The sequence below is a fragment of the Sediminibacillus massiliensis genome, from assembly GCF_900156915.1.
Classification (GTDB): Bacteria; Bacillota; Bacilli; order Bacillales; family Amphibacillaceae; genus Sediminibacillus_A; species Sediminibacillus_A massiliensis.
The window spans coordinates 4,209,080-4,234,526 of record NZ_LT732535.1 but is presented as its reverse complement, the minus strand read 5'-3'; the positions used below and the strand labels follow the sequence as shown (position 1 = coordinate 4,234,526).

The following is a 25,447-nucleotide window of genomic DNA, read 5'->3' as shown; positions in this document are numbered from 1 at the left end:
CCAGCCTCTGCTTGGATAATTCAAGATAATTTATGTCTGTCCTGCGTATTTCCTCTTCAATTTATTGTAGACTTTTACATTCAGGTGAAAAAAGGTGGATCTGATACCGCTCGCCTGCAGCATCAGTTTTGTAAGTTTTTTCCCGCCTTCCAGTCGTCCGACTTTCGGGTCTGCCAAGTATAGTCCGACAAGCCCGTTATGGACCATTTCGTGGAACTCCCTGTCCGGCAGCTGCTGAACACTTTTATTGGTGTTTTCGATAAAGTAAAGCAGACGCTCCTTCATGTGTTCTTTATTTTTGTAATAATTGCAGAAATTCAAATCCCCTTCCAGTCTGTCCTCCTCCTGATCGATATAATAATCCAACAAGATATGGAGACCCTGCATATAAGGAAAATAGCTTTCATAAAGGTTTCCAGCCAATGATTCGTTCATTTTTCCTCCCATTGTATAGGATACAAAACAAAATATCCCGAGCGTAGAACCACTAGAAGCAGAAAACTCATACCAGCTCAAGTACGGCCATTGTTCTTTATGTTGTTCAAACCATTTTTCCAAGCGAGGTATTCTTTCCTCTTTTTTGACATGTTTATGTACCTGCAAATCACTATATAATTGTTCAAGTTGTATTACCTGGTCATGAATCATGTGGTAATCCTTTAAATTTCTTATACAGTTTTGACAAGTCCGGACAAGATCTGCTAAGTATTCACCATCATCTTGTTCTTTGCGGTAAAGGTAATATTGTTTAAGCTCATTCTCTGGCGACAGAGCATCTTCCATGGATTGGTGAAGCATACGGAAATCCTTCGGTTCTAAAGATGTACTCCGGTCACAAAGATTGTCAAGATAATCGCTGATTGTCTGATAAGCCACGATAAAGCGGATAGCTTCCTTCCATTCTGCTCCCGCCAGCACACTATATACTGCGCCTCCCTGACAGTGAAATTTTTTCGAAGCAATGCTTGATACGGCTTGTTTTCTCAATTCCTCGTCCGGAATACGACTTGCTCGTTGATACCAATAATTCAGCTCATGGTCTACTTGCGGAAAAATCCTTCGATAGACATTTTTCATCAAAATCGGGGAACTCCGGGGTACTGTAAAAGACAAACGATCTCCTTCTTTCTTCTATCTGGTGTCATGATTGTTTTATTCAGTATTTCTTTTCATGTTTATTTAGTATGATACTATAACTATATCACCATAAATTTAAGGGGGTTTCAAATGTTTTACGAGTATAAAGGAAAAAAGCCTGCTATCGACGAAACTGCATATATTGCCGAAGACGCCGTTATAACAGGCGATGTCACAATCGGCAGAATGGCCAGTGTTTGGTTCAAGACCGTGATCCGGGGCGATGTGGCACCAGTACATATTGGCAATGAAGTAAATATACAAGACCTAAGTTTACTACACCAAAGTCCTGAAGCTCCTCTGATTATTGAAGATGGCGTGACAATTGGACACCAAGTAACTTTGCATTCCTCCATAATCAAAAAGAACGCGTTGGTTGGGATGGGGTCGATTATATTGGACAACGCTGAAATCGGTGAACAAGCTTTTATCGGGGCCGGCAGCTTAGTCCCGCCTGGAAAGAAGATTCCTCCAAGAACTTTAGCGTTTGGGCGTCCAGCTAAAGTTGTTCGCGAGCTGACCGAAGAGGACTTCGCCGAGATGGAGCGAATCCGTTTGTCTTACGTAGAGAAAGGGCAATATTATAAAGAAATGCAGGAATAAGTGTATTTAAATAAGCCGTATCCCCCTCAAAGGTGGTACGGCTTATGGACCCATCTTTTTTTACCAGAATAAAAATGGAAGGATCGTAAGGGCGGCGATAGAAGCAAAAGCTATGCCATATCCGGCACCGTAACCCCATCCCCAGCCCGGGCCATATAGAAACAATCCAGGTCCCTGACCAACATCGCCAACTCTTCTCTCCATCGGACGAATAAATACACGATCACGGTTCACTCTCTCAATAATGCCTCTGTGGACTACCCCGTCATGACACACAATTTTCACTGCTTCTCCAATATTTCTACCGCATGTTTCAAAATGATTAACAGACACTTTGTTACCTCCTTCTTTTCCTTTCCAATCTGTAAAAAGGCTTATATGGCTATCTTATGTTCAGATAAGAATGGAAGGAGGGCGATTGAAACAGAAGAAATGCGGATTTTCTGTTTAAAATAAGTACTTTTCCTACTTTCAGTCCGTAAGCCTACATTCGGGAGAAACTGCGATTCACTTCAGTGAAACTTACTTACGTTCTGATGATAGTGAACAGGTTATACTCGCTACGGCAGAACACTTCGTTTTTCTTCGGGCACGGCCTCAACCAGGGGACTACTTGAATAAACATCCCTTGGGACTAAAGAAAGATAATCGCAGTTTATGGTTTTAATGAAAAAACAGGATTTCAATTCCATAATAAAAGAACTAAGCACTATGCTTAGTTCTTCTGGTTGATTCAGGCATTTGTATATTCTTTTAAGCTTTCCACTTTATCTGTCTGTTCCCAAGGGAATTCGATATCTGTCCGGCCAAAGTGCCCATATGCCGCAGTATCTTTATAAATCGGACGTCTTAAATCAAGCATTTTGATAATTCCGGCAGGTCTCAAGTCGAATAGTTCCCTAACAGCTTTAACGAGAACTTCCTCTGTTACCTTGCCTGTTCCAAATGTATTGATGGAAATGGATACCGGTTCAGCGACACCGATCGCATATGCCAGCTGGACTTCACAGGAATCCGCCAACTTAGCCGCGACAATATTTTTCGCTACATAACGAGCAGCATATGCGGCAGATCTATCAACTTTTGTCGCGTCTTTTCCACTGAATGCCCCTCCACCATGTCGGGCATACCCTCCATATGTGTCTACGATGATTTTCCGTCCAGTAAGACCAGCATCACCTTGAGGTCCGCCGATAACGAACCGTCCTGTCGGATTGATAAAATATTTCGTTTGTTCATCCAGCAGTTCTTTCGGAACAATCGGATTGATGACAAATTCTTTCAAATCCTGTTGAATTTGGGTCAACTCGATTTCCGGGTGATGTTGAGTAGAAATGACAATTGTATCGATTCTGACCGGTTTATCATTTTCATCATACTCTACCGTTACCTGCGTTTTTCCATCTGGACGCAAGTACGAGAGAGTGTTGTCTTTACGAACATCTGAGAGACGTTTAGATAACTTATGAGCTAAAGAAATCGGCAATGGCATCAACTCAGGAGTTTCATTGTTGGCATATCCAAACATAAGTCCCTGATCACCGGCTCCAATCGCCTCGATGGCTTCATCAGCTGTCTTTCCTTCACGAGCCTCAAGCGCCTGGTTCACGCCTTCCGCAATATCTGGAGATTGTTCGTCGATTGCAGTCAGTACCGCACATGTTTCTGCATCAAACCCATACTTCGCTCTTGTATATCCAATTTCTTTCACTGTTTTCCGGACAATACTCGGAATGTCCACATAAGTAGTTGTTGTAATTTCACCCGAGACCAATACCAAGCCTGTAGTCACAGTAGTCTCACACGCTACCCGGGCATTCGGGTCCTTTTCTAAAATTTCATCTAGAATGGCATCAGAAATCTGGTCACAAATCTTATCCGGGTGACCTTCTGTAACAGATTCTGATGTAAATAATCGACGATTCGCAGCCATTCTGCTAAATCCTCCTTCATTTTCAACAAGTTATTACGGAACTGCTCTTTCCTGTATGTTATTACAAAACAATTCAGCGAGTGAATATATCCTATGTTTTGCTTAATTGTTTCTATTATGAGTTTGGACCATTTGCTATTGAAATAAAAGAACAAATCCATTGGACCTTTAAGCGGTCATGTCGCATCTTATTCAGCCAGAAAAAAAAAGAAAAACCTTTCCTCTTATTAAGCAAGGAAAGGAAAATGGCCTTTCTCTTCTTATCGTCCAAGGAAAAAACCTTGCATCAGGTTAGCACCTTTCAATAAACATTGATGGTTGCTGGGTTTCTTCGGGCCTGTCCCTCCGCCAACTCTGGATAAGAGAGTATCCGTTCGCAATTTATCGTAACGAAACAAGCCTTTAATGTCAATAAAATATAACCACAGGACGATTTGTCTTGAAGATAATCAAGCGGGCAATTTACATGAACCGTCCGTACATTTGTCTTGAAATAGTTTATAACGGTTTTTGGCAATCCAGCGATATACCGGATCTCCGATTATTTCCGATTTCGGAAGATACATGAGCCACCCTAAAGGCGAAGTCAATATTATACGCGCTAATATATACCTGACTGCCTGATAGCCGGCAACAGTCTCTCCATTCGGTTTTATAACGTGTATTTCACCTCTTAGCATTTCCTTTGCCCTGCTGCTAAGCGTTGGTTGAGTCTTTTCATACTCCTGAAGGGAATAAAGGTCAAATACTTTTAACCAATCAAGAAATTTAATAACCTTTTTGCTTTGTTGGCATAAGTAACAGTTTCGGTCAAATAAAACAACAGGTTTTTGCTTCATAAGTAAACACCTCTTTCTTATAGTCCTGCATAACTTGTTATGACTGATATTACTTATTACTAGCCTATCACAAATTTCACCTTATTAAGATTCATAATTAAGGGAAACTGCGGCCTAGTGACATTTTTACTTCCTGTGATTCTGATGATTGTTAAGCGCATGCACTCGCTGCGGCAGAACACTTCGCTGTTAGGAGTTTTCTGAATTTCGATGTTAAGATACCTATGTTAGACATATTCTGGGATTTAACCCCAATTAACTAAAAGTCAATCGTAAGCAGCGGAAATTGCTTGCTTTCTTTGAATATATTGTTCATTTTCTGTTTAATTTTGGATGTAAATTCATGGTTATCTTTTAAAATTTTTGCCAAAGGGCAGTTCCGAAAAATCTGCAGTGTGTGTGCTGTGAATTGACCTAGTAATAGTTTGCTTCATTTGTTAAGAGTACACATGTTAGACACCTTTCAGGACCACTTCTCACTTGATCAGATATCTATCTTAAGCTGCGGAAAAATGCGAGACTCCAGTGGGAAAGGAACAGTCTGAAGACCCCGCAGGGCGCTTTTGAAGTGACCCCGAAAAGTTGGACAGATTTTGGTTAAGCGGCTTGTTGGTATAGAGTTCGATATTCGATCGGACTCTTGCCTTTTAATTTGGTCTTTATCCGTTTTTGATTATAGTAATCCATGTATTCTTCCAGTTCCTTTTTAAATTGCTCGATGCTTTCGAATTCATTTAAGTAAAGAAATTCAGATTTCATAATGCCAAAGAAATTCTCGATAACGGCGTTGTCATAACAGTTTCCTTTTCGTGACATACTCTGTGTGATGCCTCGCTCCTTTAAAGCATCCCGGTACTGTTTCATTTGGTAATGCCAGCCTTGATCCGAGTGGATCAATAGTTCATCCCTATCCTTCAAACGTTCAAAAGATTTTTCTAACATCTCTGAGACTAGGGAGTAAGTTGGACGTGAACCAATGGTGTAGGTGATAATTTCGCCATTGAATAAATCCAGAACGGGAGATAGGTAAAGTTTCTCTCCTAGTAATTTAAATTCTGTAATATCGGTAACCCATTTCTCATTTGGTTTGTCTGCTTGGAAGTTCCGTTCCAGGATATTTGGAGCGGTTTTGCCAACTTTGCCTTTGTATGATCGGTACTTCTTCATGCGGACGATGCTTTTCAAACCTAACTCTTTCATTAATCGCTGCACTTTTTTGTGGTTCACCTTATGTCCTTTATTTTCTAACTCATCTTGAATACGGCGATAGCCATAACGCCCTTTATGTTCATGATAAATGGACTGAATCAACGTTTTTAATTCGGCATCTTTGTCAGGGCAGTCAAATGTGCTCACCCAGTAATAATACGTACTGCGAGGGATATCTGCCAGCTTTAAAAGTTCTTTCACCGAGAATTCGCCCCTTAGTTCATAGACTACTTTCGCTTTGTCTTGTTTGGTGATTTTTCCTTGTTTTGAACTAAGGCTCTCAACTTTTTTAAATAGGCATTCTCCATACGCAAATATTCCAGTTCTTTCTGCATTTCCTCTACAGAGTGCTTATCTGGTTGGTCATTCTTGGAATTTTTCTTTTGGGAAGTCATACGGGAATTCCCCTTTCCGGTTGGTTTAAGGGCATCGAATCCGCCAGTCTCCCACTTTTTCTTCCACCTCCGGACCATGGAAGAGTCCGGAATATGGAAGAGCGCCGATGCCTCTCGAATTGAATAATTTTTCTCTTCGATAAACTGAATTACTTTCAGTTTAAAGGCAGGCGTGTAGTTTGTATAGGGAAATAGAAAAGCAGTATCTCCATGGTATTCGTATAATTTGACCCAATAACGTAAGGAAGAGTTATCAATCCCCAATTCTTTCGCTAGGTCCCGGTAGCTAATCCTTTCGTTTAGATAACGCTGCACAGCAAAATGTTTTTCCAACACGGAAAACTTTCTCATTTAGGTACCTCCTATTGTCAGATGATGTGTCCAACAATAGGGGTGCAGTGCATTTTCCCGAGGAGGCTGAAGCGTTCCCCACGGAAAGCGAGTGTTTTTCCGCAGCGCTGGACTACTACTCAATCAGAAAAGGATGGTAGGAAGTCACGTTTGGTGAAGCTAGTTATGTCGCAGTTTATGGTTTTGCGAAACATCTTCCTTCTGGAAAAGGCATATTTATCATTTTCATTCTATAAGGTTGTTCCCGTATATACCCCCGAAACAAACACTCTTTTTCACATATATAAATAGTAAGTTGTAACTATGAATTAATCGATAGACAAGTATGTTGCAATTGGTTATTTGTGTTATACTAATCACACATTCAGCCATCATGTCTTCGGCACAAACTCTAACATTGTAAAGGATGTGGAAGAATGGGCAAAATAGAGGAGAAGAATTTCCAAAAGAAGCTTTTAAGTATGAGCAATCGACAAGAGAACTTATCTGCGGAGGCACTAGAACATAAGATATTAAAGAGAAACGAGGGAATTCTAACCTCCACTGGAGCCGTATGTGTGTCGACAGGTAAATACACCGGACGCTCCCCTAACGACAAATTCATCGTAGATGAGGAACCACATTCCAGCCAAATCAACTGGGGGTCTGTCAATAAACCCTTCAGTAAAGGGAATTTTGATTTACTCTATAAAAAAGTTGTACAGCATTTACAGAAGAAAGATGAATTTTTTATTTTTGACGGATTGGCAGGTGCCGATCAACAGCATCAACTCCCCATCAAAGTCATCACAGAATATGCCTGGCACAATTTATTTGCGAGACAATTGTTCATCAGGCCCCAACCCCAGGAATTACGTGACCACAAAGCACAGTTTTCAGTAATTTCAGCTCCATCTTTTAAAGCAGATCCGTCCATCGATGGTACCCAGTCAGAAGCTTTTATCATTATTTCCTTCACCGATAGAGTCATTCTGATCGGAGGTACGGAATATGCCGGGGAAATAAAAAAGTCGGTGTTTTCGGTGATGAATTACCTTCTCCCACAGCAGAACATACTACCGATGCACTGTTCTGCGAATATTGGAGAGTCAGATGATGTTGCTCTTTTTTTCGGTCTGTCTGGTACGGGAAAAACCACCCTCTCTGCAGACCCGGAACGCCGATTGATTGGTGATGATGAACACGGATGGAGCGCGAGTGGAATTTTCAACATCGAGGGCGGCTGTTATGCCAAATGCGCCGGGCTCAGCAGACAGAATGAACCGCAAATCTACGACTCCATCAGATCGGGAGCTATCCTGGAGAACGTCCTCTGTGACGACGAGAACATTCCAGAATACACGGACACCAGTTTAACAGAAAATACCCGGGCAGCTTATCCTTTAACAAACATGGACAATATCAAGCTGCCAAGTATGGGCGGAAATCCTAACACGATCATATTCCTGACCGCAGACGCATTTGGTGTGTTACCCCCTGTCAGTAAACTTACCACCGATCAGGCAATGTATCACTTCCTTAGTGGATACACGAGCAAACTGGCGGGTACAGAACGCGGCATCACTGAACCGATGACCACCTTTTCTGCGTGTTTCGGAGCCCCATTCCTCCCTTTGGACCCAACTGTTTACGCCAGGATGCTTGGTGAAAAAATCGGTGCTCACAATGTCGATGTCTTCCTTGTCAATACTGGATGGACAGGAGGCGCTTATGGTAAAGGAAAAAGAATCAACCTTTCTTATACACGGGCAATGATCAAGGTTGCGGTTCAAGGTGAATTGGCAAACACGGAAACGATAACCGATCCATATTTCGGATTGCAGATTCCTGCCGCTTGCCCTGGGGTCCCGGATGATCTTTTAAAACCATGGAAAATGTGGGAGGATTATAAAGAATACGAGGAAAAAGCACAAAATCTTGCCGCTGCCTTCGAAGATAACTTTCGTAAGTTTTCGAATGTCGAAGCTTCCATTAAAGAAGCAGGGCCTCAAATAAAGTGAAAAAGCCACATTTTTCAAAGCAGAGAGTGCATTCATAACGCACTCTCTTTTTTTGGGCTTTTCACACATTTTTGGGCTGTGCATAAACTAATTTAGCTGAATATATCATTATGTGAAAGGTTGACTGCTATGAAGAAGTACAGAGTGTTATTTATATTAGCTTTCACTGTTGCACTCCTGCTATCGGCCTGCAGTTCTTCTAATAACAAGACAAATGTCAAAATAGCGGAAGTAACACGCAGCATCTTTTATGCTCCTCAATATGTAGCGATTGAAAAAGGTTTCTTTGAAGAGGAAGGATTGGATGTCGAGCTCCAAACAACTTGGGGCGGGGACAAGACAATGACAGCCCTTTTGTCCGATAACGCAGATATTGCTTTAGTAGGATCTGAAACGTCCATTTATGTGGCCTCAAGGGGAGCAAATGACCCCGTTATCAACTTCGCCCAATTGACCCAGACTGACGGAACATTCCTTGTAGCAAAAGAGCCTAACGAAAATTTTTCCTGGGATGATTTAAAAGACAGTGATTTCCTTGGTCAGCGGAAGGGCGGTATGCCCCAAATGGTCGGTGAATTTGTATTGAAGCAGCATGGAATTGACCCGCATAGCGACTTAAACCTGATCCAAAACGTAGACTTTGCCAATATTCCAAGTGCATTCACATCCGGTACGGGTGAATACGTACAGCTTTTCGAACCGACAGCTAGTAAATTCGAAAAAGAAGGCAATGGGTACATCGTCGCTTCATTCGGTGAGGAATCCGGTCATGTTCCATACACCGTGTTCATGGCAAAAAAGAGCTTCCTAGAAGAAAACCAAGATACTGCTGAAAGCTTTACTAAAGCAATTTATAAAGCACAGAAGTTCATCTATGACCACTCTGCGGAAGAAGTAGCCGAGATTGTTGCACCCTATTTTGAAGATACAGAGCTGGAATTGATTGTTTCATCTGTAGAACGATACCGCAATCAAGGTTCTTTCGCCGAAAATCCCCTACTTGACCAAGAAGAGTGGGCTAATTTAAAAAATATCATGGATGAAGCAGGCGAACTTCCTCAAGACATACCTTATGAGGATCTTGTCAACACGGAAATTGCTGAAGAAGTGATGAATGAATAGGAGGTATCGCAGTGACTTTCTTAACTTTGAATCAAATATCCCACCAATACTTTAACAAGGACAGTTATGCGAAAGTTTTGGAAAACGTGACAATGAGTGTGAAAGAAGGGAGTTTTATTTCTCTTCTTGGACCGAGTGGTTGCGGAAAAACCACTTTACTATCCATAATATCGGGTCTTATTAATCCTACCCGTGGGGAGGTTACCCTGCTTGGCCAGCCTGTTATGGATTCCAATTCAGCCATCGGATATATGCTTCAGCAAGACTATTTGTTTCCATGGAAAATAATTCTCGACAATGTGTTGACAGGACCAAAGATTCAACATAAAGACAACCCGGAAATCAAGGAAAAGGCCATTGAATTTCTGCAGGATATCGGCCTTTCCCAAGTCATCCATTCCTACCCTGACTCTCTGTCTGGCGGAATGAGACAACGTGCGGCACTGATCAGGACACTGCTTACTGATCCTAAACTACTACTCTTAGATGAGCCCTTTTCTGCGCTTGATTTTCAAACGAAGTTAAAGCTGGAGAATCTTGTTTCCAAACTGTTAAAGGAATATCATAAAACTTCCATTTTGGTTACCCATGATATTGGCGAAGCAATTGCGATGAGTGACCGCATCTTTTTGATGAAGGCAAATCCCGGTGAAATTGCAGAAGTATTCGAGGTGCCAATCGAAATCAGAGATCTTCCGCCTTTCGAAGCCAGAAAACATATGAAATATCAATTGTTGTTCGACCGGATTTGGGAGGAGTTGAATAAACTTGAAAAGAAACCTGATGTCGGATGATGAACTCTTCAATCAGTACAAGAAGCAACTAAAGGCAGAGAGTAAAACCATCCTATTTTGGCAAATAACCATTTTTGTAACTTTTTTTGTTCTTTGGGAGACAACAAGCAGGCTAAAATGGATAGATCCACTCATTTTCAGTTCACCTTCCAAGGTCGGCTCCTTGTTTAAAGAAAAGCTAATGGACGGTTCCCTATGGTTCCATTTGCAGGTAACCTTGCTGGAAACCATCGCAGGCTTTTTATTAGGAACATTACTTGGGGTAATTCTTGCAGCAATCCTCTGGTGGTCGGAAAGACTTTCCAGAATTCTTGATCCATATCTTGTTGTCCTGAATGCCATGCCCAAAGTGGCTTTAGGTCCAATAATCATCGTAGCTCTGGGACCAGGTTATATTTCCATCATTGCCATGGGTGCGATTATTTCCATCATTATCACCACATTGGTTGTCTACTCCGCTTTCCGGGAAGTAGACCCAAATTACGTCAAAGTATTAAAGAACTTCGGAGCTACAAAGTGGCAGTGTTTTAAAGAAGCAATTCTTCCTGCAACCTTCCCCACTATGATCTCGACACTGAAAGTAAATGTCGGTCTATCCTGGGTAGGAGTCATCGTAGGAGAATTTCTAGTATCCGCTAAAGGTTTAGGCTATTTGATTGTATATGGATTCCAGGTATTCGACTTCACACTAGTTTTATACAGCTTATTATTAATTGCAATCCTTGCAGCCATCATGTATAAGCTAGTGGAAAAACTTGAAAAATGGTTGATAAAGAATAACTAATACGAAAGGGTGGCCTTCCATATCGAAGGCCACCCTTTCCATTTATAAGTTCAGTTAAAACTGTGAGAGTTCAAAGATTTTTCCAAGGCTATTTGGAAGTATTTCATCCTTCATCATAAAGCTGAAGTCAGGGTTACTCTTTATGTTGATTGGAAGTTTTTCCAGAAAAACAGGTCCTTCCGTTTCATAATACGTATCTTTACGAATCACCTTTTCAATTGTGGCATAATAAATATTTTTAATGATATTTCCGCCTTTTCCTTCGACATAGTACTGGCCAATATAAATTAAATTGTCTATTATGCCCCCTGTCTCTTCGTTAACTTCCCTTATTGCCGCTTCCTCCGGGTTCTCGCCTTCTTCCACCTTGCCTCCGGGGAATTCGATTCCTCTATCTTTATGCTTAGTCAACAACCATTGGTCATTCCAACGGCACACAACCCAAACATGCTTCGGCTCCTTTGAAAAAGGATGATTTTCAAAAGATAACTGTACTTGGTTGTTATAATAGTCTGTAAAAGTGATCATTATTTTTTCAGCTGCCTTTTAGTACTCAATTATGGATTAGAAGTGATGTCTATTTTAGTTATTTTCCATCGCTGGCTATAGGTTAACTCAAGTTCCAACGTATATTGTCCATACATATCACTGTAATTGTCCTGGATAATCGTAACCTTACCGTCTTCTTCATCACTTATCATCTCATATTCTGAGTCACTTTGAAACCATGGCGGTGTTTCCGTAGGAATTATGTAAAGCTCCCCATCCTTTTCTTCATAGTAATATTGCACATACCTATCTGCTATCTCCGTTGTAGTAATTGATTCAAAAGCCTTGATCAATGCTTGTTTGGAATGATAATCATACACCTTATAATATTTATCTGTATCCTGTACCAGTAAATCCATAAAACTTTCTGTCAAGGAGAGGACTTGTGTCTTTGATGGTTCATCTTGATCTCCTCTCTCCTGTCCTGCTTCCGAACTTATCGGCATATCCTTTTTCGTTATCTCTTTGGCAGAAACGTTCAAGAAAGTTGTCGCAGAAACAGAGTCTCCATTTGCTGTTTGGTATGTATGGATTCCTGTTATGGAAATAATCACAATTATACTAAGTAAACTAAATGATATCAGTTGTTTTTTCATGCTGATGTACACCCCTCTTTTCAGTGTATGTTCAAGATAGTTTCCCTTTCCTTTTTCCACCCTTCATTAAACCATTAAACACATTCACCAATAAATTTTTCCTGATAATGAAACCTTATCCTGTTTGAACCGTAAGTGTAGTAATAGCAAATCTAAGGGGGTTTACCAATGAAGAAATGGATTTATTCAACGTGCAGCCTGCTATTGGTTCTTATTGTCGGCACTGCATGTTCTGCAAGTGAAAGCGCAGAATTGGAAGATATTTACCAGAATGCTTTAGAAGCGAATGAAGAACTAGAAAATTTTGAAATGAACGCTGAATTGGAACAATCAATCGTGATGGGAGAAGAAAGCATCCCTGTTTCCGCGACTATTCAATCTCAAATGCAGCAGGACCCTGTAGCATTCCATCAGACAATGGATATGATGGGACAGGAAATCGAAATGTATTATTCTAAAGAAGGAATCTTTATGAAGGAACCAGTCGAGGGAAAATGGGTGAAAGGGCCCGAGGAACTGGTCGATCAGTTAAACCAATTGGCCGGGCAAGAGCAACAGAATCCCGCTGAGCAAATGGAACTACTGAAAGATTATGTGAAGGATTTCGAATTGGAGGAAACGGAAGATACCTACGTTTTGAATTTGAATGCAGACGGGCTTGACATTCAAGAACTTATGAAAGAACAACTAGGTGGAACTATTCCGGAAGACCAGTTGACAGACGAAATGATGGAGTCTGTTTCGGTCAACAAACTGACCTATACTTTCACCCTGAGCAAAGACACTTACTATCCTCAAACGATGACCGTCGATATGGACATGGAAATCGACGAACAAGGCAATAAAACGAATCTTACACAAAAGATGGATGCCACATATAGTAAGTTTAATGAACTTGGAACAATCGAAGTTCCTCAAGAAATCAAAGATTCAGCCGAAGATATGGAAATGCCCGGGCTATAAACAAGGGACCACGTCTACAATGTCGTGGTCCTTTTCTTTCAATCACTTAATATTTGCATGCTGTCGATGTGAGCTTTTGTCTTTTCATCCCCTAACTCATGAAGCATCCGGAATGCCTCTATTATCCCTTCATCATAATCATCGTTCGGACTATCGTTGTGATAGGGATCAATCGGGACATGCGATCTCCAAAATCCTCTAACATCCGAGTTGTACATTTCTGTTAAATGTTCCCTTAACTGAAAAACCTCGTCTTCCGTGGCAAATATGGTGAAATCCTTGTTATTCCCTGCTTGCAATTGGGATATTTCCTGTGTCCCTACATTTACATAATATTTTTTCTTTTCCATCATTCACCCTCCTCCCTTTAATTTTCCGCTGTTTGCAAGAATTTATGAACAACATTTCTATCTTTCTGCATATGGTAAGTTACAAATAACTTTCGAAAGGAAGGTAACCATGAAATTCGCTGACAACCTGTTCGAATTATATCTTCGGCATTTCAACGATAAAGATTCATTGGAAGTGTTCATCCGCTCTGTCCTGGAGCAAATGGACCATGAAGACTTATTGGAAGTCATGCAGGGATGTCCCAAAGAAGAGTTGAACGAAATGCTCGGTAAATACTTGAATGATCAACTTGAGACCAAAATCACAGGAGAATATGTGCCACAAACGGAGAGTCGAAACCTGCATTAGAGGATTCGCAAATCAAAAAAACACCCATCGATTAAGCATCGATGAGTGTAGAAATTTCATTATCAAGCAAGCGATCCTGCCGCTTTCTGTTGTTGCGCCTGTGCTTCGGCCACCGCATTCTTAATCAAACAGCGTCCTCTTCCGTGGGGAATGCACATAGGAGTACCGAACATTGGATCATAAGTAACGTCGCACTTCATTTTAAAGACATCATGAACCATATTGCAGTTAATTATTTCTTCAGGTCTTCCTTGGGCATAGACTTGTTTATCTTTTATCGCAACGATGTGATGGGCGTATCGGCAAGCCAAGTTTAAATCGTGAAGAACCATAACCACTGTACGTCCGTCTCTTTCATTCAGTTCGAACAGCAGATCGAGAATGTCAATCTGGTGTGTCATGTCTAAATAAGTAGTTGGTTCGTCCAGTAAAATGGTTTCCGTTTTTTGCGCTAAGGTCATCGCAATCCAAGCCCGTTGACGCTGGCCGCCTGATAAAGAATCTACAGGGCGGTCTTTCAGGTCCAACATATTTGTTGCCTGTAAAGCTTCATTAACAGCTTTATCATCATCTTCCGACCATTTTTTGAACATACTCTTATATGGATGTCTGCCTTGTTTTACTAAATCATGTACAGTTAACCCCTCAGGGCTTACCGGGCTTTGCGGAAGAATAGCCAGCTTTTTGGCGACTTCTTTTGTCGGCATTTTTGCAATATCTTCCCCTTGAAGAATCACTCCGCCTTCTTTTGGCTTCAACAGGCGGGCCATAGATCGGAGCAAGGTCGATTTCCCGCAACCATTCCCACCGATAAAGACCGTGATTTCCCCTTTGGGAATAGTAATATTCAAATCATCAATGATGATTTCCTCTCCATAGCCGAGGGTTAAGTCTTTAGCTGTCAATGTTTCCATTTGCAATCTCTCCCTTACGAGCGATGCTTTCACCCTGTATATTAATTAATTATTCAAATCCGATTTGACTTTGCACTATCCCTAGTTTATTTGGTTTGCTTTATTTAGTCAATGATTTTGAGAATCTTTATCAATTGAGTTTATAATTATTTCGCGTATTGTTCGCTTAAAATGGCTTTGATTGATAAAAGTAATTGGGTTTTATCAACGTATTGTCATATCTTTTATGAAAGATGTGCGTAGCTGACGGAGACATAGGTGGTATTAGCCAGCTCCATTGGCCTGTAACCTTCCTTCCCGCCATCTGTTCTTTTTGCTCGAATATCCTAAACTGGCTTGCAGCAGTATGGTGGTCGACAATGTTAACTCCATGTTTCTTAAATGAATTCAATACCGCTTTATTCAATTCCAGCATCGCTTCATCTTTCCAGAGTGAGCTGTTTCTCTTTGTATCCAATCCCAGGCTTTCTGCTACCAACGGCAGTAAATTGTACCGTTTTTCATCAGCTAGGTTACGAGCCCCTATTTCTGTTCCCATGTACCAGCCATTGAAAGGCGCACAAGGATAAACTATTCCGCCTATTTCCATAGACATATCAGAAATAATCGGCACACCATACCATTTCACTTCGAAATTACCAAATAAGGAGTACTTATCATGCTCGATTGGCACTTCCAGAACGATATCTGAGGGTATTTCCCTCCAATAAGGCGGCTTGTTCCCTTTTTGGACTACTAATGGAAGTAAATCAAAGTGGCTTCCTTTTCCCTGCCATCCCAGCTCGATGCAGGCTTTGGTGAATTCTATCGAATCAGGATCCCCTATGATGCCATCTGCCGTTTCATAACCTGCGTACCTTAATAACTGATGGTTCCAGATTCGTAAGGAATCCTGGTTTGGCTTATGCGGATCAAAAACCGTAATCATTGGTTGGATTTTCCCGTGATTTGCCGCTTTCTTGATATGCTCCAACAGTTTGTCCACTATTTCTTCTTCTCTTCTTATGCCTCTTCCATCAATCACCTGGAGCCTGTCCCAAAACAACCTTCCTATACATTTGTTTGAGTTCCGCCATGCCGCTTTGGCTCCTTGTTCCAACTCCTGCCACGTATGCTCATAATATCCTTGCGCTTCTATCTGAATTGCTGCATCCCTAATCCGTGGTTCAGCTTCCGCTTCGGCATTCCGTTCGGCACAAGAATTCCGGATAAACGTCGCAGCTTCCTCCAGCAAATAATGCTTATCAGGTGAATTTTGTTGTTTCATGGTGATTCCCCTCTCATCTTTTCCATCATATCAATTTTCTCGGTGCCTTTGAAAAGATACGTTCCTTTGGATGGTGTGCTTACCACAAATTAACATTGTTTAAATATCAATATATGGGTAATATTATAATATACGAACACACGTTCTTTATAGAGAGGAGGGATTTAATTGATAACCGAAACGATGCAGCTTGCACGGAATGACGTCTTATGCATTGATATGAGATCTTTTTATGCCAGTGTAGAATGTGTAAAACTTGGATTGGATCCAATGACAGATATGCTCGCAGTCGTCGGTGACAAAAACCGCTCTGGCAGTATCATTCTGGCAGCCTCTCCCGCCCTCAAACAAAAGCATGGGGTCAAAAATGTCAGCAGGTTTTTCGAGCTTCCGGATGATCCGGATATTTACATAGTGGAAGCGAAAATGGGAGATTATTTGAAAGTCTCGCTTGAAATCACCAAGCTGGTCAATCAGTATGTACCGAAAGAAGCCATCCACCAATATTCAGTGGATGAGTTGTGGGTGACTGTCAACGGTTTGGAAAAATTATATGGCAACCGTTGGAACGTGGCCCGGATGATCAAAAAGGAATTGTATGAAACCATGGGGCTGACCTGTTCGATCGGAATAGGAGACAACAAATTTTTAGCGAAAGTGGTCATGGATCTGTATGCTAAAAAAGCAGGGATTGCCGAATGCACTTATGAAGATGTCCCTGAAAAGCTTTGGCCTGTTCCGGTGGAAGATATTTGGGGAATCGGCTCCAGAATGATGCGGAATCTCAACCGAATGGGCATCGTTACGTTGGGGCAACTGGCAAACTTTCCTGCAGAACGATTGAAAAAGCGATTCGGAATCATGGGTGAACAATTATACTGGCATGCATGGGGAGTGGACTTAAGCCCAGTTATCAGCAATTTCCAAAAACAGGAGCAGAAAGGGTTCGGCCATGGTATCACCCTTTTACGCGATTATCACGGCGATGAGGTATTTGCCTCTATCCTCGACCTTTGTGAGGAAGTCTGCCGCAGAGCAAGAACAGCCCGAAAAAGCGGCAGAACTATTCACCTAGGAATTGGTTATTCTCAAGAAACGGGGGGCGGATTTAACCGGTCAAGGTCTATCGATCTTCCCACCAATACGACGATGGAAATCTACAATGTGTGCATGCAGCTTTTCAACGAGTTCTATGACCGCGAAAGCAAAGTCCGGCGTGTGTTCGTCACCCTTGACAATCTGTACGAGGATGAGGAAACACAACTCGACCTGTTTGAAGACAGGACCAAACAAAAAGATCTCGGCTATGTGATGGACAAAATCAGGGACAAATACGGATCAGCTTCTCTGTTAAGAGCCACAAGTTTTACAGAAATCGGAATAACACTCGAGCGCAGCCAAAAAATCGGCGGCCATAAAGCATAGTTCATCGCCGCCCTTATGTCAGAGCAATTCCTTCAGTTTTTGCCTGACTATTTTATTGGAAGCGTTCCTTGGCAAGGCATCGATAAAGTAAACTCGCTTTGGAACTTTATATTTTGCAAGTCGTTTCGAGCAAAAGTCCAGAATACCGGCCTCACTCAGAGATGCATCTGTCTTCACAACAAAAGCGGCCGGGACTTGTCCCCATTGACTGTCTTCCATCCCAATCACACCGGCTTCCCTAATACCTTCCATCCCCCCGAGGACTGCTTCAATTTCTGCAGGGTATATGTTTTCTCCCCCAGAAATGATGAGATCGGTGCGGCGATCCTTCACGTATAAAAAACCATCTTCATCGACATAACCTAAATCGCCGGTACCGAGCCATCCATCCAAGAATGTTTTTTCATTGGCTGACGGATTGTTGTAGTAACCTTTCGTTACCATGGGCCCTTTCACAAAAATCTCTCCAACCATATAGGGTATGGATATACGGTTTTCTTTTACTATTTTCATTTGTGCGGGTACGAGAGCTTTCCCGGCCGATCCAAGTTTTTCTAAAGCATATTTCGGGCTCAGCGTGACAATTTGCGAGCTTGTTTCTGTCATACCATAAGTTTGAAAAATGGGAATTCCATGTTGTTTTGCTTTCCCCAGCAAGGTTGCAGAGGCAGGCCCTCCCCCGAGCAGCATGCACCGAAACTGATCAGGATAATTGTCGCTGCCCAGCTTTTCGATGAGCCGCTCGAGCATCACTGAAACGACAGATACTATCGTCACATTTTCTGCCATGATCGCATGATGAACCTTATCTACCTCAAATTTCTCGAGCAAATAAACAGGCATCCCGTAAACGACGCTTTTAACGAGTACTGACAAGCCGCCTACATGGAATAACGGAAGAGCTGACAGCCACTTATCCTGATCACTCAATCCCAGATTCAAGGCAGAGGAAACGGCGCTCCACCAATGGTTTCCAAAGGTATGCTCCACCCCTTTCGGGAAACCGGTCGTACCCGAAGTATAAATGATTGTGAACAATTCACCCAATTCCAATTCGTGCTTCAAATTGACTTCAACGGCCTCTTGTCGATCAATCGCTTTAAATCCATAAGCGAATACAGGAGCCTCCATCGCCTCTACGGAATCATTTGCCAGCCCGTCCAGCGATTCTCTGTATAGCAAACAGGAAACATTCGCGTCTTCCAATTGATAAGCAATCTCTGAAGGCGACAACCTGGTATTTATCATGACCGCAACCGCTCCAAGATAGGATAAGGCATGGACAGCGACAACCATTTCGATACAGTTAGTGGACAAAATTGCTACATGATCCCTGGCTGTAACTCCGTGCGCGGCCAGTTTCATGGCATAGTTACGGGATTGTTTTTTTAGTTGTAAAAAAGTCCATTTTTCTTCCGGTGTTTCGATAGCAATCCCATCCGGAGAGAGATCTGCTTGTTTGTCTAACCAATGTGGAATAACTTCTGACATAATTACTCGGATCCTTTCTGAAAACATTTAATAAAAACTGCGGAGTATTCTCTATACCATGGAGAAAAATGCATTGACAGGATGAACCCAGAAGGCTTTCTTCTATCCATGCTATAGAAAACGCCTGGATAACTTGTATCCAGGCGTAACTGACACGAAATCAAGGGAAACGAGGGAACTGTTTGAAGTCAGGTTTCCGCTTCTCCTTGAAGGCATCTCTTCCTTCTTTGGCCTCATCAGTAGTGTAATACAACAGCGTAGCATCTCCGCCCATTTGCTGAAGTCCTGCTAGACCATCTGTATCGGCATTGAATGAAGCTTTCAAGAACCGAAGAGCTGTTGGGGATTTTTCAAGCATCTCTTCACACCATTGTACTGTTTCGGCTTCCAGCTGCTCCAATGGAACCACAGTATTTACCAAGCCCATTTCTTCCGCTTCTTTTGCACTATACTGGCGGCACAAGTACCAAATTTCTCTCGCTTTCTTATGACCGACGATTCTGGCAAGCAGACCAGCACCATAACCGGCATCAAAGCTTCCAACCTTAGGTCCTGTTTGTCCAAAAACAGCATTATCTGCAGCGATCGTCAAATCACAAACGACATGTAAGACATGGCCGCCTCCGATAGCATATCCAGAAACCATCGCCACAACCGGCTTAGGAATCACGCGGATAAGACGCTGTAGATCCAGAACATTCAGCCTTGGAATCTCATCGTCCCCTACATATCCTCCATGCCCGCGTACCTTTTGGTCTCCGCCTGAACAGAAGGCATCGTCTCCTGCGCCTGCAAGGACAATAACGCCGATATCCGAGTTGTCCCGTGCACGCATAAATGCATCAATCAATTCATTAACTGTTTGAGGACGGAAGGCGTTTCGTACTTCCGGACGGTTAATGGTGATTTTTGCAATCCCATTATAAGTTTCATAAAGAATATCATCATATTCTCTTTCAGACACCCAATCAAATGCCATAATTATTCCTCCATTTCCTTATAAAAAACTATTTGCTTACTGCTTAATCGACAAGTTTCTGCAAGAAACCATTTACTATTGTAACAAATTTTGCCGGTTGTTCCACATGAATTGCATGACCCGTATCCGGTATTGTTTTCAAAATGCTGTTTGGGATTAGTTGGTTCATCCGTTTGCCAATGGCAGCAAACTTCTCATCCAATTCACCAGCCAAAATGAGTACTGGAAAAGAAATGCTATGTAAGGTATCCCACCAGGAGGGCTGAGCCCCGGTTCCCATTCCCCGCAGTGAATTGGCCAGGCCTGTTTCGGTTTGTCCGAGCCTCTCCCGGCGGATTCGCTCTCTGACTATAGCAGGGAGTTTCTTTTGTGAGTCGAACAAAGGAATGTTTTCCCAATAATCAACGAAAGCTTCCAAACCGTCTTCTTCCAGTCGGTCGGCCAATACCTCGTCCCTGTACTTCCTGTCCAGCCGTTCAACGTTGTCTGCAAGTCCCGGGGAAGAACTCTCGAGGACTATGGAAGAAACCCTGTCAGGGTAGAAGCTCGCAAAAGACAAGGCTGTCCGTCCGCCAAGGGAATAACCAATCAAATGAACACGTGGAACATTCCACAAATCCAGCAAAGTACACAAGTGTTCACAAAACAATTCCATTCCAACTATACCGTTCGTCCTGGTCAAGCCATGCCCGGGAAGGTCAATCACCAGGACCCGGAAGTTTGGTTCCAACTTCTCTATCACAGCGTCCCATGTTCCGGATGTGCCCGTAAACCCGTGAAGCAATAACACAGCAGGGCCTCTGCCGGTATCCTTTATCCAATAGCTATGTTCGCCAACAGACGTGTACACTACAACCTTCCTTCCAAAAACCGAAGCAAATGTTCTTCGACAGTTGCCCATTTAGCTCGATGCCAGTTAACGTTTTCGGTACGATCTGTATTTATCTCAATAACAGAAAGCCCTGTATGCTGGTAACTTTCGGTCAAAGCCTGACTGAATCCATTCCAAGAGTCAGGGTTTGCATACGTCCCTTGATACATCTTCACGATATGTCGGAAATCGATATCAAGAGGTGTTCCGAAGACCGCTTCGAAATGATCCGGATGACTGGCTTGCGGCAAAAAGGAGAAAATCCCTCCACCGTTGTTATTGATCATGACGACCGTAAGATCTATGTTGTACTGTTTGCCAAGCAGCAAGCCATTGAAGTCATGAAAGAACGACAAGTCACCTACAAGCAGGGTCACCTTCTCTCCATGTGCGGCAGCCCCGAGAGCACTGGATGTAATACCGTCGATTCCGTTTGCTCCTCTGTTCCCCAAAATATTGATTTGTTTCGGGGAATTCATAAAGAAAGTGTCTAAATCACGTATTGGCATACTGTTTCCGACATAAATCGTGCTGTTATCCGGTATCGACTCGGCAAGCCACTTAACTGCATGGCCTTCTGTAAGATGATCCGACTCTTTGTCGACAAGCAGTTGGTTTTTGGCTGTCTCGTTCATCGACTTCCACAAATCAAGCCACTGCTTGTCAAAAGCCGGCGGCTGCGAGGAAGCCAATTGCCTGCAGACACCGACAGGATCAGCATTAATAAAACGTGCAGGTGTGCCGGCAGGCTCCCTGTACCCTTCATGTTCCTCCACAACAAAATGCTCTATTTCCGGATGTTCCTTTACAAACAGAAGATAAGGTTTAGAAACAGGCATCGCTCCGAAACGGAGGATGAATTGGGGATTCAGCAGGTCTCTGACCTTCTTACTTTTTAATACCGCATCATAGCTTTCCATGATGTTTTGCTTGTCATGCAGGCCGGCACGAAGTTGTGACAACGGATCGGCCAATACCGGCACTCCCCATTTGCTCGACAATTCTGCTAGCACATCTGCCAACTCAGGGCTTGTTTGAGGTCCGCATACAATCAATCCCTTTTCGTATTGGGAAATAACCCGGTTCAGTTCTTCGACTTGAAACGCTGAAAGGCCTCGTGCCCCTTCGTAACTTTCATGAAACGCTCCTCTGTCACCAGTTTTCCACAAATCAGGTAAAGTGAAGTCAGGAACAAGCGGCTCCCTGAATGGAAAATTGAGGTGAACCGGGCCGGCATTACCTTGTTTGGCAACATTTACTGCTCTGGCAGCTTTACTTCTCACATAGTCGAGCATAACAGGGGCACCTTCTGGAAGTGCCATTTCGTGAAACCATTTTACATAATTGCCGTAAAGGTTGATTTGCTCGATGGCCTGAGGGGCTCCCACATCCCGCAGTTCATGGGGACGGTCTGCAGTTAATACCAGTAAAGGAACTCTACTGTAATGGGCCTCGACGATAGCCGGGAAGTAATTGGCAGCCGCAGTACCAGAAGTACAAACGAGGACAACTGGCTTTCGCTGCTGTTTAGCCATGCCCAAGGCAAAGAATGCAGCTGACCGTTCATCCATGTTAACCCAATGTTTGATATTTTTGTTCTCCGCAAAAGTCATTGCCAGAGGAGTCGAACGGGAACCCGGCGATATGACCACGTCTTCGATTCCGTTGTTGACTAATTCGTCTACAAAGTTCGTTGTATATCTTGTTAATGTTTCTGTGTGATCCATGATTGGCCCCCTAGCACGGACAGCATTGGTGTAAATTTTATATTGGTTTCCTCATATTCTTCCTCGGGGAGGGAATCTTTCACAACCCCGCACCCTGCAAATAACGAAGCTTCACTTTCCTGAATAAGAGCCGACCTGATCGCAACTGCAAACTCGCCGTTCTGGTAAGGATCCATCCACCCGACCGGAGCTCCGTACCAACCTCTGTCAAGCTGCTCATCTTCTCGGATAAATTTCATGGACTGCATTCGTGGTTTACCGCCGAGTGCAGGAGTCGGGTGAAGACGTTTCACCACGTCCAAGATAGAAAACTTGCTATCCAATTCGGCTTCAACCGGCGTATAAAGATGCTGCAAATTCTTCAATGGGTAAAGAACAGGCTCATCGGGAACTTTCACATTCCGACAGCAAGCTTCTACAGCCTCACGTATCATTTCTACGACAAAACGATGTTCATGAAGATTTTTTTGATCATGTAGAAGCGTATATCCAATTTCCCTGTCTTCTCCCTCTGTATCACCACGTGGAGCTGTTCCGGCTAGACAGGTGGATAACAACCGGCGTTCTTCTACTTTCACCAACCTCTCAGGAGATGCCCCAAGAAAGCAGTCTTTGCCATTTTCAAAAGCGAAAACATAACTGTTCGTTTGTGCTTCGACCAACTTGTCCAAGACAGCAGAAAGCTTCACTGAATCTTGAAAATAAACACGAAGCTCCCTCGCCAGTACAATCTTTTCGATGTCTGAATTTTTAATTTTGTCTGTAGTCTGGCCGACAAGTTGTTTCCAAATGTCCGGATCAATCTCTTTCACCCGTTCAATTTCAGGTCCTTCGTGTTCAACTGCTGCCCGACTGAAAAGCATTTGTTTCGTTTTCTCCACCTGGAAAGCCAATTGTCCGGAATGATCATGGTCACAAACAAGAATGTTGATAGTAAAGAAACATTCTCCGTTTATGACAGACAGCAAATAAGCAGGCACCCGAAACTGGCTGCCTTGAAAATCTTTCCATAATGAAGTTTTCGGTTTATCTGGATCAAAGGAAAAACCTCCGAAAGCAATCGGCCCAGTGCCCGGCAGACGCCTTGAATTGGCAATGATTGCGTTAGAAAGTATGTCTGTCCATTGTTCTTCTATTTGTGTGAATCGATTGCTGTCAGCTTCCAGAGCATAGGCCTCTCCAGCACCAGCTAGCCAAAAATCTTCATCCGCGCTTTTCCAGAAAACACGGCCGCCCTCCACCTGTCCGGCATTCTCGAAGAATAAAATGGGATCAATTTGATCTATGGGTTCCGTGACACTCAATAATTGAGGTCTGCGTGTTGTCTTAGCAGTTGCTATGGCTTCTTCAAAAGCTGAATCCAGCTTATCTATTTCTGTTTGAATCATGTTTGCTTCCCTCCAGTATCAATAAGGAGAAGTATCTCTTTTACTACATGGAAAAAAACCGCCTATTTTAAAATTTTGTGCGGTACTCCTTTCGTTCCATAAACGCATTTATTTAAATTATAACTCATTGTATATAAAAGCAAGTAATCTTTGCTCAGTTCTTCTTGGAAGTAGTAAGTTCTCCATATCTATTTTATTCTCTTTTTCGCCGTTTCTCAACAATTGGTACTAATTCCTAATAAATTATCTCACCTGACAATTGACACCAATTCCGTGTTTCCATAAACTTAATATGATGTACCAACTTTTCCAGGCATTAAATTAAGGAGAGAAAGAAAAATGCAGTCCCTTGATAAAAAAGCAATCAGCAGCGCCCTTAATGAAAAAGCAGGGTTTCAAATATGGTGGAGATTATTGCGGCCCCATACACTGACAGCATCTTTTGTTCCCGTTTTTGTAGGTACGATGGTTGCTGCTTTAGACGATTCTATCAATTTGTTTTTATTCCTTGCCATGCTTATTGCGTCGATGCTGATCCAAGCTGCAACGAATATGTTCAATGAGTATTATGATTATGTTAGAGGGCTTGACACAGAACAATCGGTGGGGATTGGCGGAACCATCGTTCGCGATGGAGTTTCACCAAAAACCGTGCTTACCCTTGCATTGAGTTTCTTTGGAGCAGCAATACTCCTTGGAGTTTACATCTGTATATCTTCCAGTTGGTGGATTGCAGGTGTCGGAATTGTATCGATGCTTTGCGGATATCTCTATACCGGTGGACCCTACCCAATTGCATATACCCCTTTCGGCGAACTTGTAGCAGGTTTCTTTATGGGAACAGTCATCATCGCCATCAGTTATTATATCCAAACGATGACACTTACTGGTGATGTATTATTGATTTCGATCCCGGTAGCAATATTGATCGGGACCATTATGTTATCCAATAACATAAGAGACTTGGAAGGCGACAAGGAAAATGGGCGAAAAACAATTGCCATCCTTATCGGCCGGCAGAATGCGATTAAGTTTCTAGGGTCTTTGTTCATTGCCAGCTATGTTTTTATGGCTATTTTCGTCTTGACTGGTATTTTGCCAGTATGGTCGTTAATTACATTGATTGGAATCAAGAAAGCCAGAATAGCGGTTAATGGGTTTAAAGGAAAATCAACAAACCTGGAAATGATGCCAGCTATGAAAGCAACCGCGCAGACCAATACTATTTTTGGAATTATGTTAGGCTTATCTTTGCTAGTGCACTATTTCATACCATTATCTTTATAACACAAAAGACAAGGCGGCCCCTTGTCTTTTTTTAAATTCACTTAATAGAACGCTCTATTGCACAATATCTATAAACTGCGACATAACTAACTTCACTTAACGGAACTTCCTTCCATCCTTTTTG

Annotated in this window: 24 protein-coding genes and 1 riboswitch; of the genes, 9 read left to right on the top strand and 15 right to left on the bottom strand. The window is 42.5% G+C overall.

Translation table 11 applies throughout. The features are described 5' to 3' along the window. Positions 1-30 precede the first annotated feature (30 nt). Positions 31-1,113 carry a tetraprenyl-beta-curcumene synthase family protein gene (locus tag CZ434_RS21620; RefSeq protein WP_281252291.1) on the bottom strand — a complete coding sequence of 361 codons (1,083 nt, stop codon included), beginning with the start codon at positions 1,111-1,113 and terminating at the stop codon, positions 31-33. 114 nt (positions 1,114-1,227) lie between these two features. On the opposite strand from CZ434_RS21620, the gene CZ434_RS21615 reads away from it, so the two are divergent. Then, complete coding sequence (locus CZ434_RS21615; protein WP_077625016.1) at positions 1,228-1,740, top strand: gamma carbonic anhydrase; 513 nt, start codon at positions 1,228-1,230, stop codon at positions 1,738-1,740. Positions 1,741-1,800: 60 nt separating this feature from the next. Here CZ434_RS21615 and CZ434_RS21610 read toward each other — a convergent pair whose 3' ends face one another. The 4 genes from CZ434_RS21610 to CZ434_RS21690 all read right to left on the bottom strand — a co-directional run bounded on the left by CZ434_RS21610 (position 1,801) and on the right by CZ434_RS21690 (position 6,467). Beyond that, a complete protein-coding gene (locus CZ434_RS21610) occupies positions 1,801-2,073 on the bottom strand; it encodes a hypothetical protein (RefSeq protein WP_077625015.1) in 273 nt (90 codons plus the stop codon). 400 nt (positions 2,074-2,473) lie between these two features. Then, entirely contained in the window at positions 2,474-3,673 is a 1,200-nt protein-coding gene (metK, locus tag CZ434_RS21605; RefSeq protein ID WP_077625014.1) for a methionine adenosyltransferase, read from the bottom strand. 257 nt (positions 3,674-3,930) lie between these two features. Further along, positions 3,931-4,038, bottom strand: a riboswitch (SAM riboswitch). 84 nt (positions 4,039-4,122) lie between these two features. Beyond that, positions 4,123-4,512: a thiol-disulfide oxidoreductase DCC family protein gene (locus CZ434_RS21600; protein ID WP_077625013.1), complete on the bottom strand. Its 390-nt coding sequence runs from the start codon at positions 4,510-4,512 to the stop codon at positions 4,123-4,125. A 597-nt stretch (positions 4,513-5,109) separates the two neighbouring features. Beyond that, positions 5,110-6,467, bottom strand: a protein-coding gene (locus CZ434_RS21690) for an IS3 family transposase (protein WP_095742943.1) whose coding sequence is annotated in 2 segments (ribosomal slippage) — positions 5,110-5,999 and positions 5,999-6,467 — 1,359 coding nt in all. Because the reading frame shifts where the segments join, the coding sequence is not laid out codon by codon here. 416 nt (positions 6,468-6,883) lie between these two features. Here CZ434_RS21690 and pckA point away from each other — a divergent pair. From pckA to CZ434_RS21570, 4 genes are all read left to right on the top strand, one after another. Further along, positions 6,884-8,467: a phosphoenolpyruvate carboxykinase (ATP) gene (gene pckA / locus CZ434_RS21585; RefSeq protein ID WP_077625012.1), complete on the top strand. Its 1,584-nt coding sequence runs from the start codon at positions 6,884-6,886 to the stop codon at positions 8,465-8,467. A 129-nt stretch (positions 8,468-8,596) separates the two neighbouring features. Beyond that, complete coding sequence (locus CZ434_RS21580) at positions 8,597-9,589, top strand: ABC transporter substrate-binding protein (protein WP_077625011.1); 993 nt, start codon at positions 8,597-8,599, stop codon at positions 9,587-9,589. An 11-nt stretch (positions 9,590-9,600) separates the two neighbouring features. Further along, positions 9,601-10,383, top strand: a complete 783-nt coding sequence (locus CZ434_RS21575) for an ABC transporter ATP-binding protein (RefSeq protein ID WP_077625010.1) — start codon at positions 9,601-9,603, stop codon at positions 10,381-10,383. After that, positions 10,373-11,167, top strand: a complete 795-nt coding sequence (locus CZ434_RS21570; RefSeq protein ID WP_077625301.1) for an ABC transporter permease — start codon at positions 10,373-10,375, stop codon at positions 11,165-11,167. Before CZ434_RS21575 ends, CZ434_RS21570 begins: the two co-directional genes overlap by 11 nt. 54 nt (positions 11,168-11,221) lie before the next feature. On the opposite strand, the gene ytkD is transcribed toward CZ434_RS21570, so the two are convergent. Next, positions 11,222-11,695 carry an RNA deprotection pyrophosphohydrolase gene (ytkD, locus tag CZ434_RS21565; RefSeq protein WP_077625009.1) on the bottom strand — a complete coding sequence of 158 codons (474 nt, stop codon included), beginning with the start codon at positions 11,693-11,695 and terminating at the stop codon, positions 11,222-11,224. A gap of 29 nt (positions 11,696-11,724) precedes the next feature. Continuing rightward, complete coding sequence (locus CZ434_RS21560; protein ID WP_077625008.1) at positions 11,725-12,312, bottom strand: hypothetical protein; 588 nt, start codon at positions 12,310-12,312, stop codon at positions 11,725-11,727. Between the two features lie 168 nt (positions 12,313-12,480). Here CZ434_RS21560 and CZ434_RS21555 point away from each other — a divergent pair, with 168 nt between their 5' ends. After that, positions 12,481-13,275, top strand: coding sequence for a DUF6612 family protein (locus CZ434_RS21555; RefSeq protein ID WP_077625007.1), 795 nt, complete (start codon positions 12,481-12,483; stop codon positions 13,273-13,275). 38 nt (positions 13,276-13,313) lie between these two features. Here CZ434_RS21555 and CZ434_RS21550 read toward each other — a convergent pair whose 3' ends face one another. Then, on the bottom strand, positions 13,314-13,625 hold the full coding sequence (locus CZ434_RS21550) for a hydrolase (protein WP_077625006.1): 312 nt from the start codon (positions 13,623-13,625) through the stop codon (positions 13,314-13,316). A 109-nt stretch (positions 13,626-13,734) separates the two neighbouring features. On the opposite strand from CZ434_RS21550, the gene CZ434_RS21545 reads away from it, so the two are divergent. Beyond that, positions 13,735-13,974, top strand: a complete 240-nt coding sequence (locus tag CZ434_RS21545) for a DUF6154 family protein (protein ID WP_077625005.1) — start codon at positions 13,735-13,737, stop codon at positions 13,972-13,974. A gap of 62 nt (positions 13,975-14,036) precedes the next feature. On the opposite strand, the gene CZ434_RS21540 is transcribed toward CZ434_RS21545, so the two are convergent. Beyond that, positions 14,037-14,888 (bottom strand): ABC transporter ATP-binding protein, encoded by an 852-nt coding sequence (locus CZ434_RS21540; RefSeq protein WP_077625004.1) that lies wholly within the window; start codon positions 14,886-14,888, stop codon positions 14,037-14,039. Positions 14,889-15,054: 166 nt separating this feature from the next. After that, positions 15,055-16,155 carry a nitric oxide synthase oxygenase gene (locus CZ434_RS21535; RefSeq protein ID WP_077625003.1) on the bottom strand — a complete coding sequence of 367 codons (1,101 nt, stop codon included), beginning with the start codon at positions 16,153-16,155 and terminating at the stop codon, positions 15,055-15,057. Between the two features lie 183 nt (positions 16,156-16,338). On the opposite strand from CZ434_RS21535, the gene CZ434_RS21530 reads away from it, so the two are divergent. Then, positions 16,339-17,580, top strand: coding sequence for a DNA polymerase IV (locus CZ434_RS21530; protein WP_077625300.1), 1,242 nt, complete (start codon positions 16,339-16,341; stop codon positions 17,578-17,580). 18 nt (positions 17,581-17,598) lie between these two features. On the opposite strand, the gene CZ434_RS21525 is transcribed toward CZ434_RS21530, so the two are convergent. The 5 genes from CZ434_RS21525 to CZ434_RS21505 all read right to left on the bottom strand — a co-directional run bounded on the left by CZ434_RS21525 (position 17,599) and on the right by CZ434_RS21505 (position 24,036). Beyond that, positions 17,599-19,071, bottom strand: coding sequence for an o-succinylbenzoate--CoA ligase (locus tag CZ434_RS21525; protein ID WP_077625002.1), 1,473 nt, complete (start codon positions 19,069-19,071; stop codon positions 17,599-17,601). Positions 19,072-19,231: 160 nt separating this feature from the next. Continuing rightward, positions 19,232-20,050 (bottom strand): 1,4-dihydroxy-2-naphthoyl-CoA synthase, encoded by an 819-nt coding sequence (gene menB / locus CZ434_RS21520; RefSeq protein WP_077625001.1) that lies wholly within the window; start codon positions 20,048-20,050, stop codon positions 19,232-19,234. A gap of 43 nt (positions 20,051-20,093) precedes the next feature. Then, positions 20,094-20,900, bottom strand: coding sequence for a 2-succinyl-6-hydroxy-2,4-cyclohexadiene-1-carboxylate synthase (gene menH, locus CZ434_RS21515; protein WP_245831045.1), 807 nt, complete (start codon positions 20,898-20,900; stop codon positions 20,094-20,096). Then, positions 20,900-22,648: a 2-succinyl-5-enolpyruvyl-6-hydroxy-3-cyclohexene-1-carboxylic-acid synthase gene (gene menD, locus CZ434_RS21510; protein WP_077624999.1), complete on the bottom strand. Its 1,749-nt coding sequence runs from the start codon at positions 22,646-22,648 to the stop codon at positions 20,900-20,902. The genes menH and menD overlap by 1 nt, the downstream gene beginning before the upstream one ends. After that, positions 22,627-24,036: an isochorismate synthase gene (locus tag CZ434_RS21505; RefSeq protein WP_077624998.1), complete on the bottom strand. Its 1,410-nt coding sequence runs from the start codon at positions 24,034-24,036 to the stop codon at positions 22,627-22,629. Before CZ434_RS21505 ends, menD begins: the two co-directional genes overlap by 22 nt. Positions 24,037-24,375: 339 nt before the next feature. On the opposite strand from CZ434_RS21505, the gene CZ434_RS21500 reads away from it, so the two are divergent. After that, positions 24,376-25,323 carry a 1,4-dihydroxy-2-naphthoate polyprenyltransferase gene (locus CZ434_RS21500; RefSeq protein ID WP_077624997.1) on the top strand — a complete coding sequence of 316 codons (948 nt, stop codon included), beginning with the start codon at positions 24,376-24,378 and terminating at the stop codon, positions 25,321-25,323. Positions 25,324-25,447: the final 124 nt, after the last annotated feature.